Annotated in this window: 15 protein-coding genes; 4 read left to right on the forward strand and 11 right to left on the reverse strand. The window is 64.9% G+C overall.

From position 1 onward, the window contains the following. Positions 1–20: 20 nt before the first annotated feature. From pvdO to pvdM, 3 genes are read right to left on the reverse strand one after another with little or no spacing between them, the layout of a single operon-like run. Entirely contained in the window at positions 21–875 is an 855-nt protein-coding gene (pvdO, locus tag ACTORR_RS22125; RefSeq protein ID WP_313364667.1) for a dihydropyoverdine dehydrogenase, read from the reverse strand. 25 nt (positions 876–900) lie between these two features. Next, entirely contained in the window at positions 901–2,190 is a 1,290-nt protein-coding gene (gene pvdN, locus ACTORR_RS22130) for a pyoverdine-tailoring periplasmic protein PvdN (protein WP_313364668.1), read from the reverse strand. After that, positions 2,190–3,548, reverse strand: a complete 1,359-nt coding sequence (pvdM, locus tag ACTORR_RS22135) for a pyoverdine-tailoring dipeptidase-like protein PvdM (protein ID WP_441343897.1) — start codon at positions 3,546–3,548, stop codon at positions 2,190–2,192. The genes pvdN and pvdM overlap by 1 nt, the downstream gene beginning before the upstream one ends. Positions 3,549–3,725: 177 nt before the next feature. Here pvdM and pvdP point away from each other — a divergent pair, with 177 nt between their 5' ends. Next, a complete protein-coding gene (gene pvdP, locus ACTORR_RS22140; protein WP_313364671.1) occupies positions 3,726–5,357 on the forward strand; it encodes a pyoverdine maturation tyrosinase PvdP in 1,632 nt (543 codons plus the stop codon). Between the two features lie 513 nt (positions 5,358–5,870). Here pvdP and ACTORR_RS22145 read toward each other — a convergent pair. After that, positions 5,871–6,827 carry an endonuclease gene (locus ACTORR_RS22145; protein WP_313365975.1) on the reverse strand — a complete coding sequence of 319 codons (957 nt, stop codon included), beginning with the start codon at positions 6,825–6,827 and terminating at the stop codon, positions 5,871–5,873. A 133-nt stretch (positions 6,828–6,960) separates the two neighbouring features. On the opposite strand from ACTORR_RS22145, the gene ACTORR_RS22150 reads away from it, so the two are divergent. Then, positions 6,961–8,799: a bifunctional diguanylate cyclase/phosphodiesterase gene (locus ACTORR_RS22150; RefSeq protein ID WP_313365974.1), complete on the forward strand. Its 1,839-nt coding sequence runs from the start codon at positions 6,961–6,963 to the stop codon at positions 8,797–8,799. A 395-nt stretch (positions 8,800–9,194) separates the two neighbouring features. Here the strand turns inward: ACTORR_RS22150 and ACTORR_RS22155 are convergent, their stop codons facing one another. Both ACTORR_RS22155 and ACTORR_RS22160 read right to left on the reverse strand, forming a co-directional pair. Beyond that, positions 9,195–9,521 (reverse strand): AzlD domain-containing protein, encoded by a 327-nt coding sequence (locus ACTORR_RS22155; protein WP_054886341.1) that lies wholly within the window; start codon positions 9,519–9,521, stop codon positions 9,195–9,197. After that, positions 9,518–10,237, reverse strand: coding sequence for an AzlC family ABC transporter permease (locus ACTORR_RS22160; protein ID WP_441343898.1), 720 nt, complete (start codon positions 10,235–10,237; stop codon positions 9,518–9,520). Before ACTORR_RS22160 ends, ACTORR_RS22155 begins: the two co-directional genes overlap by 4 nt. A gap of 107 nt (positions 10,238–10,344) precedes the next feature. Between ACTORR_RS22160 and ACTORR_RS22165 the strand changes: the two genes are divergently transcribed. Beyond that, on the forward strand, positions 10,345–11,223 hold the full coding sequence (locus ACTORR_RS22165; protein ID WP_054886339.1) for a LysR family transcriptional regulator: 879 nt from the start codon (positions 10,345–10,347) through the stop codon (positions 11,221–11,223). A 33-nt stretch (positions 11,224–11,256) separates the two neighbouring features. On the opposite strand, the gene ACTORR_RS22170 is transcribed toward ACTORR_RS22165, so the two are convergent. Continuing rightward, complete coding sequence (locus ACTORR_RS22170) at positions 11,257–11,751, reverse strand: hypothetical protein (protein ID WP_313365399.1); 495 nt, start codon at positions 11,749–11,751, stop codon at positions 11,257–11,259. Between the two features lie 216 nt (positions 11,752–11,967). Here ACTORR_RS22170 and ACTORR_RS22175 point away from each other — a divergent pair, with 216 nt between their 5' ends. After that, entirely contained in the window at positions 11,968–12,966 is a 999-nt protein-coding gene (locus ACTORR_RS22175) for a sensor domain-containing diguanylate cyclase (protein ID WP_054886337.1), read from the forward strand. Positions 12,967–13,181: 215 nt separating this feature from the next. Here the strand turns inward: ACTORR_RS22175 and lpdA are convergent, their stop codons facing one another. The 4 genes from lpdA to ACTORR_RS22195 are packed head-to-tail and all read right to left on the reverse strand — an operon-like array spanning position 13,182 to position 18,134. Next, positions 13,182–14,561: a dihydrolipoyl dehydrogenase gene (gene lpdA / locus ACTORR_RS22180; protein WP_099814223.1), complete on the reverse strand. Its 1,380-nt coding sequence runs from the start codon at positions 14,559–14,561 to the stop codon at positions 13,182–13,184. A 2-nt stretch (positions 14,562–14,563) separates the two neighbouring features. After that, positions 14,564–15,841: a dihydrolipoamide acetyltransferase family protein gene (locus tag ACTORR_RS22185; RefSeq protein ID WP_054886335.1), complete on the reverse strand. Its 1,278-nt coding sequence runs from the start codon at positions 15,839–15,841 to the stop codon at positions 14,564–14,566. Further along, positions 15,842–16,900 carry an alpha-ketoacid dehydrogenase subunit beta gene (locus ACTORR_RS22190; RefSeq protein ID WP_313365398.1) on the reverse strand — a complete coding sequence of 353 codons (1,059 nt, stop codon included), beginning with the start codon at positions 16,898–16,900 and terminating at the stop codon, positions 15,842–15,844. Between the two features lies 1 nt (position 16,901). Beyond that, a complete protein-coding gene (locus tag ACTORR_RS22195) occupies positions 16,902–18,134 on the reverse strand; it encodes a 3-methyl-2-oxobutanoate dehydrogenase (2-methylpropanoyl-transferring) subunit alpha (RefSeq protein ID WP_054886333.1) in 1,233 nt (410 codons plus the stop codon). Between the last annotated feature and the right edge of the window lie 52 nt (positions 18,135–18,186).

Here is an 18,186-nt window from a genome sequence, read left to right on the forward strand (position 1 = left end):
AGTGCGCAGAGGGGTGTCGCTCAGAGCTCGCGCGCTACCCGAAAGCCCAGCCAGTCGCCGCGCACGTAGGGTTCGCGGTAGTTGCGGTTGCCGGAGCGGGAGAACACCGGCGCTTCGCTGTAGTCATTGCCACGGATGTGGTTGTACTCGCAGCTCGCTTCCATCCAGGCGCTGCCGTCGCTGGGGGCGCCGACGTAACTGTCATGCATGCAGTCGGCAACCCACTCGTAGACGTTGCCATGCATGTCGTACAGACCGAAGGCGTTGGCCGGGAAGCTGCCGGCAGGCGAGGTGTAGTTGTAGCCGTCGGCGGCGCCATAGGTGTTGGCATGCTTGGCGATGCTGTATTCCTTGCCTTCATCGAAGGGGAACGGGAACGGGCCGCTGGTGCCTGCGCGAGCACCGTATTCGCGCTCGGCTTCGCTGAGCATGCGGTAGTGCTTGCCGGTCTTCTTCGACAGCCAGGCGACGTAGGCCTTGACCTCGTCATAGCTGATGCACACCGCCGGCTGGTCGGGGCCTTGCGGGTAGCTGGGCTTGCCGTTGGTACAACGCCGGCCTGGGCGGTCGTCGCCGTCGGGAAGGGTGACCTTGGCGTCGCGCTGCCAGGCCTGCAGCTGCTTGGCCTGCACCTGGAACTGGCTGATGGCGAAGGGCTTGGCGAAGGTCACGGTGTGCATCGGGCCTTCGTCGGGCTGGCGGCCGACTTCGTCATCGGGTACGCCCATGGTGAAACTGCCGGCCGGCAGCACGACCATCTGAGGGCAATCCTTGCAGTCCTTGAACGTCTTGCCAGGTGCGTGCGCGTCGGCGGCGAAGGCCGGGGCGCTGGCGAGCAGGGCGGCCACCAGGGCCAGGGGCTTGAACATGTGCATGGCGGTTCTCTTGAAAGGCAAAAGGTCAGGCGAGTTGCGGGGCGAGGATGGCCATCACCCGGTCGATCTCGGCTTCGTCGTTGAGCAGGCTCGGAGCCAGGCGCACCACCGGGCCGACGTCACGGTCCACGGCGTCGCTGATTACCTTGTTGGCCATCAGGTGGCGGGCGACGGCGTCACACGCGCGACTCTCGACGCGGAAGAAGGTGAAGCCTGCGGACAGCTGGCTGCTGCGTGGCGTCACCAGCTGCACCTTGGCGTGCTCGGCGAGGCGCTGCTTGAGGTAGTCGTTGAGCTGGTGCACGCGGGCCTGGACATCGGCCTTGCCCAGTTGCAGGTGCAGTTCGAACGCCTTGCCCAGGGCCAGGCGATGGTCGAAGGCGTGGTAGCCACCGGGGGTCATCAAGGTGCCGAAGTTCTCACCCTTGGTGAAGGTCGGCAGGCTGGGCACCAGGTACGGCTGCGGCTTTTCTTCGCGGGCGATGATCACGCCGGTGCCGCGTGGGCCGAACAGCCACTTGTGGGTGCCGGCGATGAAGTAGTCGCAATTGAAGTCGGCGAAGGTCACGTCTTCGATGCCGAAGCCGTGCACGCCGTCGACCACGTAGATGATCCGGTCCTGCTCGTCGCGGCTCTGGTTGAGGGTTTTCACCAGTTCGCCGACTTCGCGGATCGGCAGCTTGACGCCACTGCCGGACTGCACCCAGGTCATGCCCAGCACGCGGGTTTCCGGGCGGATGGCCCGGCGAATATTGCCGAGCATTTCGTCCACCGAGGCCAGTTGCGGCTCCTTGAACAGCTTCACGCGGCGCACATGGGTACCCATCAGTTGCTCGCGGTAGGCCAGGCGGGTGTTGGTGGAATAGTGCTCGTGGGCGCTGACCAGGATCTCCTTGCCCGGCGCCACCTGCAGGCCGCCGTAGATCATCGACAAACCTTCGGTGGTGCTGCCGGTCAGGGCCACCTGGCCTGGTTGCACGCCGAAGTAGCGACCGGCCCAGGCGCGCACGTCATTTTCATAGCCCCAGAGCTCTTCGCGGTCCCAGTCGACCATTTCGCCCGGGTTCTGGTCCAGCCGCGCACGGAAGCGGGCGATGGCCTCGCTGACCACGCGGGGGTGCGAGGCCAGCAGGAAATTGCAGAAGTGCAGGTAGGCCGGGTCCAGGTCGAACTGCTGGCGCAGGGCCTGCCATTTGTCCTGGCCGGTTTTTGCCGCAGGCGCGGCTGCCAGTGCGGTCTGGGCAAAGTTGCCGGTCAAGGGCAGGGCGGCGGCGAGCAGGCCGGCCTGCTTGAGAAAGCGGCGACGGTCGTTCATCAGCCACGCTCCGCTTGAGTGTTGGCAGCGGGCTTGGCCAGGCGCTGTACTTCTTCCCACACACGCAGGAAGTTGCCGCCCCACAGCTTGGCGATATCAGCATCGGAGTAGCCGCGCTGGATCAGTTCGGCGGTGACATTGCGCGACTCGCCGACATTCATCCAGCCAGTGACGCCGCCACCGTCGTTGAAGTCGGAGGCGATGCCGACATGATCGATGCCGATCTTGCGCACCGTGTAGTCGATGGCGTCGACCATGTCCTTGACCGTGGCGCGGGGCTCTTCGTCGAGGATGGCGTACAGCGCGCTGGCGTACTCGCCGAACTTCTTCTCGGGCCAGATGGAGATGATCGCGTCACCCGGCATCAGGGCGTTGGCCAGGCCATTGAGCGGCTGCAGGTCGAAGCGCTTGCGCAGGGCATTGAGCTTGTCCAGGGTGCCCTGGCTCAGGGGCTTGAGGTAGGCCGGGAAGCCCACCACCTGCACCACGCCGCCGCTGTGCTTGATCGCTTGCAGTTCGTGGTCGCTGAGGTTGCGCGGAATGTCCACCAGCGCACGCGGTGCGGAGTGGGAAGCGACCATCGGCGCGCGGCTCAGGCGGGCAACGTCTTCCAGGGCCAGGGTGGACATCTGCGACACATCGATGATCACGCCAAGGTCGTTGAGCCGGCCTACTGCCTGCTCGCCCAGCGGCGACAGGCCACCGAGGGCATCGGGGGTGTCGTTGAGGAACGGCAGCGGGCGCGAGGAGTCGGCCCAGGCGTTGTTGCCCACGTAGCTGAAGCCGAACATGCGCATGCCGCGAGCGGCCCAGGTGTCCAGGGCATCGAGGTCGCGGCCCAGCGGGTAGGCATTGAGCATGCTGAGGAAGATCGCGAACTTGCCTTCGCCATGCAGGCGGCGGAAGTCGGCGGGGGTGTAGGCGATGGCAACCTGGTTGGGGTAGTCGCGGACCATGCCGGTGAGGATCTTGTAGCGCATCTCCTGCTGTTGGCGCGCTTCGTCGACGAAGGCGGCGGTCGGGCGATGGGGGGCGTTCGGGCCATTCCAGATTTCCGGCCAGCCGAAGATCGTCAGCGCAGCGCCCGAGAGGCGACCGCGGCCGGCCTTGACCAGGTCGAACTGGCCGCTGCCATCCTTGTCGGCCTCCTTGCCTTCGGTGCCGAAGTTCAGCGGCACGGTGATGTGGCTGTCGAAGGAGATGATGCGCTCCTGGAGTTCTTCGGCATGTTTCATCACCTCACGCGGGTAACCGGCCGGCAGGTAGATGAAGAAGTACCAGGCCGCGGCGCCCGCAAGCGCGAGGATCAGCGCCAGGGCAGCGAGGTAGGGGGCCTTGCGCAAGCGTGTCGTGTTCATTGCCATCCCGTTGGTTGCAGGGTCGATGCGGTTGCGGCAGCCGCGATCACGGGGCTTGCCTGTCACGGAGGGACGAGAGCGACAGCGGGAAATTTAGCGACGTGCTGCCGGTAAATTTGCCGGGCGGCGTCTCGTTCTAGCTCGATAGGCGTGGCTGACACGGATACGGATGTGGTGATGAGGTTTTCCAGGCGTGGGTTCATGGTGGGGCTGGCAGTCGCCGGGGCGGCGGGTTCGGCAGCGTGGTATGCACGCCAGCCGCGCGACCATGATGAAAAGCTCAACAAAGATGAGGTCGAGACCCCCGGCGAAGCCACGGTAGAGGCCGCCGCAGGTATGGGCGTGCGCACTGCTGACAAGCTACGCGGCATCTGGGACCTGCGCTTTACGGGTACCGAGGCTGGCCTCGATGGCCTGCCTCTTGAGGGTGTGCAGATGCTCCTCGATGTCGGCCCGACCGGGCGCTCGCTGCGCGGTTTTGCTGACCTCGGTGAACGCCTGCGCGGCGCTGACGAACCGCGCTATCGGGTGCTGGGCGAGCTGGTGAGCGCTGATGCGGGCAAGGTCCGCTGGCGCCTGGTACCGGCGGATAGCTCGGCGCCCAGCCATGAACTGGAAGCCACCCTCGACGAGGTCTGGGCAAGTTGGGGCGAAGCAGGAGCCGGCACCCTGAGCGGGCGTATCCGCCGTATTGATCGGCCACTGCTGAGCACTGAACCGGACAACCATTTCGTCGCCAGCAAGCGTGCCTTCCCCGAAGCACGCCAGGTCACGCCGTTGGCGCCAGCGCTGTTGGCCTGGCTGGTATCGCCCGAGCACCGCCTGTTCCACCAGGTGTGGCACGCCACCCGAGACAAGTGGCATCGGCTCGACGAAGACAAGCGCGACGGCCTGCGCGGCGCCGGCTGGCAGCCCGGCCCGCGTGACGCCGAGCGAGGCGCGCGCGGGCGGCGCAAGCACCTCAACGGTTCGGGTGAAGACTTTTTCTTCATGCACCGGCACATGCTGGCGCACGCCCGCAAGCTGCAGCCCGACCTGCCGAACTGGACGAAGCTGCCGCTGCCGTCACCTTATGTCGAAAGCGACCGGCTGGGCTTCATCCGTTATCAGGAGAACCATGACGGCAATTCGGTGCCGCCGGCGTGGATCGCAGCGGATGACGAGGAGCTGAGCCAGTGGCTGCACGGCGTCAAGGCGGCGGAGACTTTCTTCAGCAATTTCCAGGTCTGGGAATCGCAATACCAGGACCCGGACTACCTCAGCCGCCTGACCCTGGGGCAGTTCGGTTCGGAAGTGGAGATGAACATTCACGACTGGCTGCACATTCGTTGGGCCACGGTCACCCGCGACCCGTCCAACGGCATGCCGGTGCTGGGTGACCGCGAGCAGACGGACTACGCGGCACGCTGGTTCCGTGAGGAAAGCGACTTCCTCGGCGACCCGTTCTCTTCCCATGTGAACCCGGTGTTCTGGCGTTTCCATGGCTGGATCGACGACCGCATCGAGGACTGGTACCGGGCCCACGAGCGCGCCCACCCGGGGGAAGTGCAGCGGCGTGAGGTCAATGGTGTGTCGTGGTTTGCGCCGGGGCGTTGGGTGCAGGTTGGCGACCCTTGGCTTGGGCCGATGACCCATGGGTGTGGGGGGATTTCCGATGCCGGAGGCGGGGCGGGGGAGATGGAGGTCGAAGCGATGAAGCTGGCGCTGCGTATTGCCTTCAGTGGTGAGCGCGATGTTGGCGACCTGCTGCGGCGGACGCCGCGCAGGCCTTGGTATGCGCGGCATATGAAGTTGCCGGAGGGGGTGTGATATGGCTTTTGCGCGGGAGAGTTGTGTAGTGGCTTACAGGTGTTCGCCACAACATTTTCAGCGCCTTTGAAATCGAGCGCCGCCCGCGCGGCGCATCGCGGGCAAGCCCGCTCTCACATCTGTTTCGGGCCAATCTCTCCTGTGAAGCCAACAGGGACCGTCTTGTTTGTCCCCTTCAATATCAAGGTGGGCATCACTGTTTATCATCAGCCTTCAGCCATGCACCATTGCTTTTAATCAATCTCCAGCCATGCACCACTGCTTTTAATCAATCTCCAGCCATGCACCACTGCTTTTAATCAATCTCCAGCCATGCACCACTGCTTTTAATCGGTCTCCAGTCATGCACCAAGGCGGTCCCTGTTGGCTTCACAGGAGTGACTGGCCCGAAACAGATGTGGGAGCGGGCTTGCCCGCGATGCGCCGCGCGGGCGGCGCTCGATCTCACAGGCGCTGAACCTGTCATGGCGAACACCTGTCAGCCCTCACACAACCTCACACAACCCTCACGCCTTACTTGCAATTCCCCGCCTTGCGATACCCCGCCGCCTGCGCCTCGGCCTCACTACCAAACGCCACCTGGTTCTTCTGCGAAACCTGGCTGTACCCCGGGCACCCACTGGCCAGGTGATACACATGGCTATTGCGGTTACCCACCACCGCACCACTTGCCGCCGTACTGGCCAGCGTCGGCTTGGCCGCCTCCTTCACCGCCGTAGCCGGCACCACAGCCGCGCCCTGCGGCGTGTACCCGAGCGCCCACTTGCGCTCACCGGTCACGAACGGGTTGTTGTGCCCCATGATCGCGGCAATGCGCTGGTCACGCTGCTTTTCCCATGCTGTCACCGGGTGCTGCTTGTCCCAGGCCATGAGCACCTGCTGTTGCTGGCGCGACATGTTCAGCTTGTAGCGATCGAACATGTAGAACGTGGTGCGTGCCACCAGCCCCTTCACCTCGTCGCGTGGCTCGGCGGTTTTCTGCTGGAAGTCGATCCTGGTGGTGCACTGGCCGTACTGCGGCGCAACGCCAGAGACCATGCCGTAGTTGAAGTTGCTGCGGTCTCCGTTCACTTCGCCCACGGACGGGTAGAGGTTGAACAGGTCGGCCTCCATGGCGCGGAAGGTCGGGTCGCTGTCGACGCACTGCTCGCGCCCGCCGTTCTGCCAGCACTGGCGCTGGTGGCCGAAGGTCCAGGCCGGGACGATGTGCTCCCACTCGGTACGCTCGGCGCGGGTCTGCAGCTTGCGGGTTTCATAACCACAGGATTTCAGGTCGACCCGGCCGCCGGACTTGCCCACCCAGGTCCACTTGCAGCCACAGTACAGCTCGCCCATGGCACTGTTGCCCTGGTCCTGGTAGATCTTCTGTTTGGCGACCACCTTGGCTTCGGTGAAGGTGGCGGGCGGGGTGGCGAAGGCGGCGGGGATGGCGGCGAAGGCGAGGGCGACGGCGCAAAGCAGTTTCTTCATGAAATACGTCTTAGGCTTACAAAAAAACGCGATTATACGGCTTGAACGCTTTGATAGAAGAGAGATGAAAGGCTTGCACTTGAGCGCTGCGGCGCTATCGTTTGCGGGTCGTGATCCAGTCGAGCGCGTTGTCATGCAAATCGCCCCGTCGCCTCTCAACGAGGCAGCCCGCCTGTGTTTCCTCGAGAGCCTGAACATTCTCGATACCCCGGCCGAGGAAACCTTCGACCGAATTACCCGGTTGGCCAGTGTGCTGCTCGCGGTGCCTATGGCCCTGGTGTCGCTGGTCGACATGAACCGCCAGTGGTTCAAGTCGCGCCAGGGCATCGATGTCGCCGAGACGACGCGCGATGTGGCGTTCTGTGCCCATGCCCTGCATGCCGAAGATGTTCTGGTGATCCCGGATGCCAGCGCCGATCCGCGTTTCGAAAACAACCCGCTGGTGACCGGTGGGCCAGGCATCCGCTTCTACGCCGGTGTGCCGCTGCGCTTTGCCGGCGAGCTGACCGTGGGCACTCTCTGTGTGCTGGACACCCGGCCCCGCCAGGTGTCGGAAACCGAGTTGGCGCACTTGCGCGACCTGGCGCGGATCGTCGAGCGCGAGATGCTGCACCGTAGCCTGGCCATCGACTCGGGCAGCGCGGTGCAGCACGCGGAGCAGGGCGCCCTGGCCTCTTCCGAGGCGCGTTTTCACCGGGTGTTCGCCAACAGCCCAACGAGCAAGGCGCTGGTGGGCCTTGATGGGCGCATCCTTGAGCCCAACCGGGAATTTTGCCAGTTGCTGGGCAGGGCCAAGGAGTGGCTGGTGCTGACCCGCTTGGGTGAGTTGATCGACCCTCAGGACCTGGCCAAGCTGGACGAGCCCTGGCAGCGGATCGTTGCCGGTGAGCAGGATGCGCTGGTCATCGAAGTACGGCTGGTGACCCCTGGCAATGGCGCCTTGTGGAGCGAGCTGAGTGTTTCGGCGCTGCGCAACGAGCGCGGCGTTACCGAGCAGTTGGTGGTGTTCGTGCGCGACATCACCGAGCGCAGGCGCCGCCAGCAGCAACTGCAACGCTACCAGGCGACCCTGGAGCAGCAGGTGGCGCAGCGCACCGAAGAGCTGGCCCGCAGCCAGGAAACCCTGCAAGCCATCGCCGACAATATCCCGGTGCTGATCGCGCATATCGGCACCCACCTCGAATACCGCTTCAACAACGCCGTGTACCGGCAGATTTTCGGCGTCGAGCCGACCCAGCTCAAAGGCCGCAAGGTGCGGGATGTGCTGCCGGCGGATGTGTATGAGCAGCTGTTGCCTTGCTTCCAGAAAGCGCTGGCCGGCGAGCGGGTGGAGGCTGACAACGTGCGTTACAGCCTCGACGACCCGCGGATCTGGCACGCGACGTATGTGCCCGATATCCGCAACGGCAAGGTCGAGGGCTTTTTCGTCATGTCGCTGGATGTGACCGAACGCAAGCGCAAGGAAAAGACCCTGCTCGACCAGGCCACGCTCGACCCGCTGACCGGGCTCCCCAACCGCGCGGCGTTGCATGAGGAACTGGACTTCGCCTTGAAACAGCGGGCGGCGTTTGCCTTGTTCTTCATCGACCTGGATGGCTTCAAGCAAGTCAACGACCAGCATGGCCACGAAGCGGGCGATGCCGTGCTGCAGGCTGCTGCGGGGCGCATGCTGGCGATCATGCGTGCCGATGACATGGTGGCCAGGCTGGCCGGAGATGAGTTCGTGGTGATCGCCCAGGCCGTCGCCAATCAGGCGTCAGCCCGGGATATCGCGCGCAAGCTGTGCGATGTGCTGTCGGCGCCGGTTGCGGTGGAGGGGGTTGAAGTGGTTGTGGGGGCCAGTATCGGAGTTTATCTGAACTTGTCCGGGCATGACCCGCAGAGTGCCGAGGAGGCTTTGGCGTTGGCGGACAAGGCGATGTATGAGGCCAAGCGAGGGGGGCGGAACAGGTTTAGGCTGGTGGGGGATTGAGGGAGATCGCCTGAAGAGGGCATCAGGGCCTCCATGTGCCTGCCACAACAGTTGTAGCGCCTGTGAGATCGAGCGCCGCCCGTGCGGCGCATCGCGGGCAAGTCGGATCGCCGCACCGCCGCTCCCACATCTGTTTCGGGCCAGTTATTCCTGTGCCGCCAACAGGATCCGCCTTGTTCGCATGGCGATACATCTCGGTGGCTCCACCTGTCTCCTGTCATGCACCAAGGCGGTCCCTGTTGGCTTCACTGGAGGGACTGGCCCGAAACAGATGTGGGAGCGGCGGTGCGGCGATCCGACTTGCCCGCGATGCGCCGCGCGGGCGGCGCTCGATCTCACAGGCGCTACAACTGTTGTGGCAGGCACATGGAGGCCCTGATGCCATCCTCGGCCAATCACACCCCCAAATACCGCAACCCCCACAACACCCCCATACCCACCGCCAAGGTCAGGAGCGTACTGCGCGTACGCCAGGCAACCAATCCGGCCACCACAGCCGCCGGTATCTGCGGGTTGCTCCAGTCGATACCCGGCTGCCCGGCCTTGAACACCACGGCCGGCAGCACCAGTGCCGCCAACACGCTGGCCGGCACATACACCAGCGCACGGCGCAACATCGGTGGAATGCGCAACGTACCGTAGAACTCGATGAACGACAGCCGTATCGCGAAGGTGCCCAGGCCAATCAGGGCAAAGGTGATCCATGGGTTGATGTCGGTCATGGCGCCTCCGTTGCCACGGCTGCGCCCTTGCGCAGCTGTTCGATGCACAGCCCACAGAGCACGCCGCCCAGCGAGGCGACCAGCAAGCCCAGGTTGTAGGGCTGGTCGTGTGCCAGCACCGCCAGCGCGCCACCCACCGCCGCAGCGCCCAGCATCGCCGGGTTACGGATACCCGGTACCAGCAATGCCAGGAACGACAGCGGAATGGCAAAGCCCAGCGACCAGGACTCCGGAATGCCCGTCCCCAAGTACACCCCGGCCAGCACCGCCAGGTTCCAGCCGAACCACATCGGCAAGGCGGTGCCCAGGTAGTAGGGGAAGGCAAATCGCCCGAGGCCGTTGGTACCGAATTTCAGGCTGCACAGGGCGAACGACTGGTCGGACAGCAGGTAGGACAACGACCAGCTCTTGCGCCGCGGCAGATCGCTCAGGTGCGGGGCCAGGGCAGCGCTGTACATCAGGAAGCGCAGGTTGATCACCAACGCAGTCACCACCATGGTCAGTGGCAGCGCGCCGCTCTGCATCAGCTGCAGCACCACCATCTGCGCGGAGCCGGAATAGAACAGCAGGGTCATGCCCATGGCGTCGAGCGGCGACATGCCGATACCGATGGCCGTGACCCCGGTAATCAGACCGAACGGCACCATGCCGGTCATGAGTGGCAGAACTGCGCGGACACCCTCGGTGAATGCGTGCATCGCGCTTTTGTAATGCATGGGAGTTCCTTGGAAATTCATCAGGCTCGCTCAAGGTAAAACCCGCACAGCTTGGTCACAACGCAGATTTCTGGAATATTAGGCCTAAAAAAACTAGGCCTGAAACCATGTCACTCGATTCACCCACCCGGCACACCCTGCAGCTCAATGCCCTGCGCGCGTTCGAAGCCTCGGCACGGCTCGGTGGCTTTGCCCGGGCTGCCCACGAATTGAAGGTAACGCCCGGGGCGATTGCGGCGCTGATCAAGACCCTGGAAGCCCAATACGGCGCCGCTCTGTTCGAGCGCCATGCCAAGGGCGTACGCCTGACCCCGCTGGGCGAAAGCGTGAAGACGCAGTTCACCGAGGCCTTCGATGCGGTGGAGGAGGCTGCCCGTACCTTGCGCCGGCTGGCCGCGCCGCAGCGGGTGCATATCGTCACCTCGCCGGCTTTGGCCCAGTTGTGGATCGGGCCGCGGCTGCCGCGCCTGACCGAAATGCTCGCCCCCATCGAGGTCTCCGTGACGGCGGTCGATGAACCGCCCAACCTCAAGCGCAGCCCGTTCGACCTTTGCCTGTTCTACGTCGAGCAGGTCGAGCGTGGCCAGTGCAAGCTGGCCGATGAAGATATCCTGCCGGTGTGCAGCCCCGCGCTGGCCGCGCAGATTACCGCGCCGGCAGACCTGGCCAATGCGCGCTGCATCAAGGATGTCGGTTGGCAGGACTGGGATGTCTGGTCGGCGGCGATCATGCCTGAACAGCACTTCGTGGCCCGAGGCCCGGGTTTTTCCCTTTATTCGATCGCGGTGCAGCAAGCCTTGCTGGGCGCCGGTGTGCTGATCGGGCGCAGGAGCCTGATCCAGCCGTATCTCGACAGCGGCGAACTGGTCGCCCCCTTGGCCCGTTCGGTGCCATTGGGGTTGACCATCGCGGCATGGCGCTTGCCGGGTGCCACGGGCAACCCACGCGTGGCAGCGGTGGAAGAGGCCTTGAAGCGGCTGGCCTGAAGTGGCCAACGTTGCGCTGGCCACACCCAGGCTTCAGACCTGCTCGGTTTGCGCTGTCTGCTCGGCCACCTTGGCCTGGGTCTTGAGCTCGATGTCTTCCTTCATGCGCTGGGCGATCTGGTCATCGACCTTGGCCTGTTGCTCAGGTGGCAGGGCGTTGTAGTCGTCCTCGGTCATGCCCAGTTCCTGGAGGATCTTTTCCTTGATCTTCTCTTCCGGCGATTTGGCCATGTAGTCGCGGAAATCCTGCACTGCATCGCTGGTTGCCTGGGTGCTGGCGCTGGCCTGCTGGCGGGCGGCGAGGTCGGGGTTCTGCAGCATCACCTTGAGCTTGGCGAAGGCTTCTTCGCGGGCATCGTCGGCAGTCTGCTGCGAAGTGCTGCCCTGGCTGTTCTGCTGCGCAGACGCATTGCTGGTGGCCAGCGGCGCACGGAACGGTACCAGCTCGGCCTGCGCCTGGTCGTGGTTGATGCGCTGCTGCTGGTGCACGGTGGCCTGCCAACCCAGGCCATTGAGGGTGATTGACATGTTCTCCTCCTTGGACGTTGCAAAGCCAGAAAGGCAGGGCAAGTCCCATGCCAGCCGTGCAGGCCGCGAAAATAGGACGTTCAGGCTATTTCGATCGTTGGTCGCCAGGCATATGCTTGCCTGTCACAGGAAACAAGTTGCCGCCTGCGGCAAACACAAGCACTGTCGGCAGCCCCTTCATCGGGGCGCAGTTGCTGGACACCAGGGAGAGCGTCCATGAGTCAGGAAGCGATGCCGGCACCTGCCGGCTTCAGTGAACAGCAGCTGGCCACCCTTTTCGCGTTGATCAGCGATGGCATCTGGGACTGGAATGCCAATACCGGCTACGTCTACCGCAACCCTGGCTGGTACGCCATGCTCGGCTACGAAAGCCATTCCATGGCCAACACCGTACTGACCTGGGAAAGCGTGATCCACCCCGAGGACTACCCCCGGGTGATGGCGCACTTCGAGGCCTATATCAACCAGCGCAACGAGCGCTATCTCATCGAGTACCGCTGCCGCTGCCACGATGGCAGCTACCTGTGGGTCGAGGACAGCGGCCATATCATCGACCGCAACGAGGATGGCTCGGTGGCGCGCATGCTCGGCGCGCACCGCAATATCGATGCGGGCAAGCGCCTGGTGGCGCAGCTGGAGCAGAAGAATCATTCGCTGGAAACCCAGGTGGCCGAGCGCACCCGCGAGCTGTCGTGGGTCAACCAGCAATTGCAGCGCCAGCTGGACGAGAACCGCATTTTGGCCGAGCGCGACGCGCTGACGCGGATAGCCAATCGCTACCGGTTGGAGAAGACCCTGCAGCAGGAGTGCGAGCGGGCCAAGCGCTTCCGCCAGCCGCTGGCGCTGGTGGCCATGGACCTGGATGATTTCAAGCCGATCAATGACCGCTATGGCCACGCCCGTGGCGATGCGGCGTTGATCCGCGTCGTCGAAAACCTGAGCACCAGCCTGCGTGAACTTGACCTGCTGGCGCGCTGGGGCGGCGACGAGTTCGTCATGGTGCTGCCGCAGACCACGCTGGGCGAGGCACTGGACCTGGCGGGGCTGTTGCGCCGGGCGATGGAGCGGCTTGAACCGGTGGGTGATTACCGGCTGACCATGAGTTATGGCGTGGTGCAATGGCAGGAAGGGGAAGGCCAGGAAGCGCTGCTGGCCCGGGCTGACAAGGCCTTGTACCGGGCCAAGGAGGCGGGCAAGAACACGATTTCCGAGTGAGTCGCGGTCATTGTCTGTCTCGCTTGATTCTCAAATGCTGGCGCAATCCCTGTGGGAGCGGGCGTGCCCGCGAAGCAGGCACCGCGATGGATGGCACGGGCTTCGCCCGTGTTCGCGGGCGCGCCCGCTTCCACAGCGTTCGTGCAGTGCCTGGATAAAAAAGACCCGCGGCGCCAGGGGCGCAGCGGGTCAAATCGGCCTGGGCCGCTTCAGTGTCAGATATGCAGTGCGTGGCCTAGCGCGCGCAGTGCTGCTTCCTGCACCGCCTCTCCCAGCGTCGGGTGAGCATGGATGGTGCCGGCCACATCTTCCAGCCGTGCGCCCATCTCCAGCGACTGGGCAAACGCCGTGGACAGTTCCGAAACCGCCACGCCAACCGCCTGCCAGCCCACGATCAGGTGGTTGTCACGCCGCGCCACCACCCGTACGAAACCGCTTTTCGATTCCAGGCTCATGGCCCGGCCATTGGCGGCGAACGGGAACTGCGCGACGATGCAGTCCAGCCCCTGCTGGCTGGCTTGCTCCGGCGTCTTGCCCGCCACCACGACCTCCGGGTCGGTGAAGCACACCGCGGCAATCGCTGCAGGTTCGAAACGCCGGGTCTTGCCGGCAATGATTTCGGCAACCATCTCGCCTTGGGCCATGGCGCGGTGGGCGAGCATCGGCTCGCCGGCCACGTCACCGATGGCCCAGACGTTGCGCATGCTGGTGTGGCAGCGCTCGTCGATGGCGATGGCGGCGCCGTTCATTTTCAGGTCCAGGCATTCCAGGTTGAAGCCTTTGGTCCGTGGCCGCCGGCCGACGGCCACCAATACCCGGTCGGCCTCCAGGCGCAGTTGCCCGCCCTGGCCATCGCTGGCCAGCAAGCAGCCGTTTTCGTAGCCTTCGACGCTGTGGCCCAGGTGCAGGGCGATGCCCAGCTTCCTCAACGATTCGGCCACCGGCGCAGTCAGTTCGCTGTCGTAGGTAGGTAGAATGCGCTCACGCGCTTCCACCACGCTGACCTGCGCGCCCAGCTTGCGATAGGCGATGCCCAGCTCCAGGCCGATGTAACCGCCGCCCACCACCACCAGGTGCTTGGGCAGGGCCTTGGGCGCCAGGGCTTCGGTGGAGGAGATGATCGGCCCGCCGAGCGGCAGCATCGGCAGTTCGACGCTGTTCGAGCCGGTGGCCAGCAGCAGGTGTTCGCACTGGATGCGCTGGCCGTCGACCTCGACCTGTTTGCCGTCGAGGATCTTCGCCCAACCGTGAATCACCTTGACCCCATGCTTTTTCAGCAAGGCGGCCACGCCGGTGGTCAGGCGGTCGACGATGCCGTCCTTCCAGGCCACGCTCTGGCCGAGGTCCAGGCGCGGGCTATCGACGCTGATGCCCAGCGGCGACTGCCCGGCGAAACGTGCGGTCTGGTGGAACTGCTCGGCCACGTGGATCAGCGCCTTGGACGGGATGCAGCCGATGTTCAGGCAAGTGCCGCCCAGGGCCTGGCCTTCGACCAGCACGGTAGGGATGCCCAGTTGCCCGGCGCGGATGGCGGCCACATAGCCGCCGGGGCCGCCACCGATGATCAGCAGGGTGGTGTCGATGATCTGGGACATGCTCACTCCAGGAACAGACAGGCAGGTTGTTCAAGCAGGCCACGCACGGCCTGGATGAACTGCGCGGCATCCATGCCATCGACCACCCGGTGGTCGAACGAGCTGGACAGGTTCATCATCTTGCGCACGACGATCTGGCCGTCGATCACCACCGGGCGCTCGACGATGCGGTTGACGCCGACGATCGCCACTTCCGGGGTGTTGACCACCGGGGTGCTGACGATGCCGCCCAGTGCGCCGAGGCTGGTCAGGGTGATGGTCGAGCCGCTCAGTTCTTCACGGCTTGCCTTGTTGCTGCGTGCGGCGTTGGCCAGGCGCGAGATTTCGCCGGCATTGGCCCACAGGCTGCCAGCCTCGGCATGGCGCAGCACCGGCACCATCAGGCCGTTGTCGCCCTGAGTGGCGATGCCCACATGCACAGCACCATGGCGGGTGATGACCTGAGCTTCGTCGTCATAGGTGGCGTTGATCTGCGGGAAGTCGCGCAACGCCACGACCATGGCGCGGACCAGGAACGGCAGCAGGGTGAGCTTGCCACGCGTGTTGCCGTGCTTGGCATTGAGCTGCTGGCGCAGGGCTTCCACGGCGGTGACGTCGATCTCTTCCACGTAGCTGAAGTGCGCGACGCGACGCTTGGCGTCCTGCATGCGCTGGGCGATCTTGCGGCGCAGGCCGATCACCTGCACCTGCTCGCTGTCGGTGCGCTTGGCATAGCCACTCGGCGCCTGGCCGGCAGCGCTGTGCGGCTTGCTCATGAAGGCGTCGAGGTCTTCGTGCAGGATGCGCCCGGCCGGGCCGCTGCCATGCACGTAGCGCAGCTCGATACCGGCATCCAGGGCGCGCTTGCGCACCGCCGGCGAGGCCAGCGGCTTGTCGCCCGGCTGGCGCGGCACGATCGCTGCTTCAACGTGCTGCTCGGGTGCCTGCAAGGCTGCCGGCTGCGGCACTTTCGCTTCTGGCTTGGGGGCAACAGGCGGCACGGGCGCGCTGTGCGCTTCCACAGGTTTGGCCTGCGGCACATCCACATGGTTGCCGCTGCCTTCCACTTCGATGCGGATCAGCTCGCTGCCGACCGCCATCACCTCACCTGGCTGGCCACCCAGGGCCAGCACCTTGCCGCTGACCGGCGAAGGGATTTCCACGGTGGCCTTGTCCGTCATGACATCGGCCACCACTTGGTCTTCGGCGATCACGTCGCCGACCTTGACGAACCATTCCACCAACTCGACCTGCGCGATGCCTTCGCCAATGTCCGGCATCTTGATGACGTGCGTGCCCATTCAGACCTCCATGACCCGTTTCAATGCCGCGCCTACCCGCGAAGGGCCTGGGAAGTAGGCCCATTCCTGTGCGTGGGGGTAGGGGGTGTCCCAGCCGGTGACGCGCTCGATCGGCGCTTCGAGGTGATGGAAGCAGTGCTCTTGCACCAGCGACACCAGTTCGGCGCCGAAGCCGCAGGTGCGGGTCGCTTCATGCACGACCACGCAGCGGCCGGTCTTCTTCACCGACGCGACGATGGTCTCCAGGTCCAGCGGCCAGAGGCTGCGCAGGTCGATCACTTCGGCGTCGACGCCGGTCTCCTCGGCGGCCACCTGGGCCACGTAGACCGTGGTGCCGTAGGTCAGCACGGTGACATCGTTGCCCGGGCGGGTGATCGCCGCCTTGTCCAGCGGCACGGTGTAGTAGCCGTCCGGCACGGCGCTTTGCGGGTGCCTCGACCAGGGCGTGACAGGGCGGTCGTGGTGGCCGTCGAACGGGCCGTTGTACAGGCGCTTTGGCTCGAGGAAGATCACCGGGTCGTCGCATTCGATCGAGGCGATCAACAGGCCTTTGGCGTCATACGGGTTGGATGGCATCACCGTGCGCAGGCCGCAGACCTGGGTGAACATCGCTTCCGGGCTCTGGCTGTGGGTCTGGCCGCCATAGATGCCGCCGCCGCAGGGCATGCGCAAGGTCAGCGGGGCGATGAACTCGCCGGCCGAACGGTAGCGCAGGCGGGCCATCTCCGAGACGATCTGGTCCGAGGCCGGGTAGAAGTAATCGGCGAACTGGATTTCCACCACCGGGCGCAGGCCGTAGGCACCCATGCCCACGGCAGTGCCGACGATACCGCTTTCCGAGATCGGCGCGTCGAACACCCGCGATTTGCCGTACTTGTTCTGCAGGCCTTCGGTGCAACGGAACACGCCGCCGAAGTAACCGACGTCCTGGCCGTAGATCACCACATTGTCGTCTCGCTCGAGCATGACATCCATGGCTGAGCGCAGGGCCTGGATCATGGTCAGTGTGCTGGTGGCCATGGCGGTTTCCGGGTTGATGCTGTTGTTGTGATCGTTCATCTCAGACCCCCAGTTCCTGGCGCTGACGGCGCAGGTGGTCAGGCATTTCCTTGTACACGTCCTCGAACATCGAAGCCGCGCTCGGGATGTGGCCGTTGGCCAGGGTGCCGTACTGTTCCGCTTCCTTCTGCGCAGCGATGACCGCGGCTTCGAACTCGGCAGTGGTGGCCTGGTGTTCTTCCTCGGACCAGTGACCGATCTTGATCAGGTGCTGCTTCAGGCGGGCGATCGGGTCGCCCAGCGGGAAGTGGCTCCAGTCATCGGCCGGGCGGTACTTGGAGGGGTCGTCCGAGGTCGAGTGCGGGCCGGCGCGGTAGGTGACCCACTCGATCAGCGAGGGGCCCAGGCCGCGGCGGGCGCGTTCGGCGGCCCAGCGCGAGGCGGCGTAGACGGCGACGAAATCGTTGCCGTCGACCCGCAGCGAAGCGATGCCGCAACCCACGCCACGGCCGGCAAAGGTGGTCTGCTCGCCACCGGCGATGGCCTGGAAGGTGGAGATCGCCCACTGGTTGTTGACCACGTTGAGGATCACCGGGGCGCGGTAGACGTGGGCGAAGGTGAGGGCGGTGTGGAAGTCCGACTCGGCGGTGGCGCCGTCGCCGATCCAGGCCGAGGCGATCTTGGTATCGCCCTTGATCGCCGAAGCCATGGCCCAGCCGACCGCCTGTACGAACTGGGTCGCCAGGTTGCCGCTGATGGTGAAGAAACCGGCTTCGCGCACCGAGTACATGATGGGCAGCTGGCGGCCCTTGAGCGGGTCGCGCTCGTTGGACAGCAGTTGGCAGATCATCTCGACCAGCGACACGTCGCGGGCCATGAGGATGCTCTGTTGGCGATAGGTGGGGAAGCACATGTCGGTGCGGTTGAGCGCCAGCGCCTGGGCGCTGCCGATGGCTTCTTCGCCCAGGCTCTGCATGTAGAAGGACATCTTCTTCTGGCGCTGGGCAACCACCATGCGGCTGTCGAAGATGCGCGTCTTGAGCATTGCGCGCATGCCTTGGCGGAGGATTTGCGGGTCGATGTCCTCGGCCCATGGGCCTTGGGCGTTGCCTTGCTCGTCGAGCACGCGGACCAGGCTGTAGGACAGGTCGGCAGTGTCGGCAGCGTCGACATCGATCGGCGGTTTACGGACTTGCCCTGCGTCGTTCAGGCGCAGGTAGGAGAAATCGGTCTGGCAGCCTGGCCGGCCGGTGGGCTCGGGCACATGCAAACGCAGGGGGGCGTACTCGTTCATGCTTTTTACGCTCGCTCGGATGTTGTTTTTGTGAGCTCTGAAGCGGCCGCCG

Origin of the sequence: Pseudomonas sp. SAR267, from assembly GCF_052077595.1 — a bacterium.
GTDB lineage: Bacteria > Pseudomonadota > Gammaproteobacteria > Pseudomonadales > Pseudomonadaceae > Aquipseudomonas > Aquipseudomonas vlassakiae.

What these genes read in the sequence shown, in the direction of transcription:
- pvdP (WP_313364671.1), top strand. Translation starts at nt 3,726, where the DNA reads ATGAGGTTTTCCAGGCGTGGGTTCATGGTGGGGCTGGCAGTCGCCGGG.
- pvdN (WP_313364668.1), bottom strand. Translation starts at nt 2,190, where the DNA reads ATGAACGACCGTCGCCGCTTTCTCAAGCAGGCCGGCCTGCTCGCCGCC.
- ACTORR_RS22150 (WP_313365974.1), top strand. Translation starts at nt 6,961, where the DNA reads ATGCAAATCGCCCCGTCGCCTCTCAACGAGGCAGCCCGCCTGTGTTTC.
- ACTORR_RS22155 (WP_054886341.1), bottom strand. Translation starts at nt 9,521, where the DNA reads ATGACCGACATCAACCCATGGATCACCTTTGCCCTGATTGGCCTGGGC.
- ACTORR_RS22145 (WP_313365975.1), bottom strand. Translation starts at nt 6,827, where the DNA reads ATGAAGAAACTGCTTTGCGCCGTCGCCCTCGCCTTCGCCGCCATCCCC.
- ACTORR_RS22185 (WP_054886335.1), bottom strand. Translation starts at nt 15,841, where the DNA reads ATGGGCACGCACGTCATCAAGATGCCGGACATTGGCGAAGGCATCGCG.
- ACTORR_RS22165 (WP_054886339.1), top strand. Translation starts at nt 10,345, where the DNA reads ATGTCACTCGATTCACCCACCCGGCACACCCTGCAGCTCAATGCCCTG.
- ACTORR_RS22195 (WP_054886333.1), bottom strand. Translation starts at nt 18,134, where the DNA reads ATGAACGAGTACGCCCCCCTGCGTTTGCATGTGCCCGAGCCCACCGGC.
- ACTORR_RS22160 (WP_441343898.1), bottom strand. Translation starts at nt 10,237, where the DNA reads ATGCATTACAAAAGCGCGATGCACGCATTCACCGAGGGTGTCCGCGCA.
- pvdM (WP_441343897.1), bottom strand. Translation starts at nt 3,548, where the DNA reads ATGAACACGACACGCTTGCGCAAGGCCCCCTACCTCGCTGCCCTGGCG.
- ACTORR_RS22175 (WP_054886337.1), top strand. Translation starts at nt 11,968, where the DNA reads ATGAGTCAGGAAGCGATGCCGGCACCTGCCGGCTTCAGTGAACAGCAG.
- ACTORR_RS22190 (WP_313365398.1), bottom strand. Translation starts at nt 16,900, where the DNA reads ATGAACGATCACAACAACAGCATCAACCCGGAAACCGCCATGGCCACC.
- pvdO (WP_313364667.1), bottom strand. Translation starts at nt 875, where the DNA reads ATGCACATGTTCAAGCCCCTGGCCCTGGTGGCCGCCCTGCTCGCCAGC.
- ACTORR_RS22170 (WP_313365399.1), bottom strand. Translation starts at nt 11,751, where the DNA reads ATGTCAATCACCCTCAATGGCCTGGGTTGGCAGGCCACCGTGCACCAG.
- lpdA (WP_099814223.1), bottom strand. Translation starts at nt 14,561, where the DNA reads ATGTCCCAGATCATCGACACCACCCTGCTGATCATCGGTGGCGGCCCC.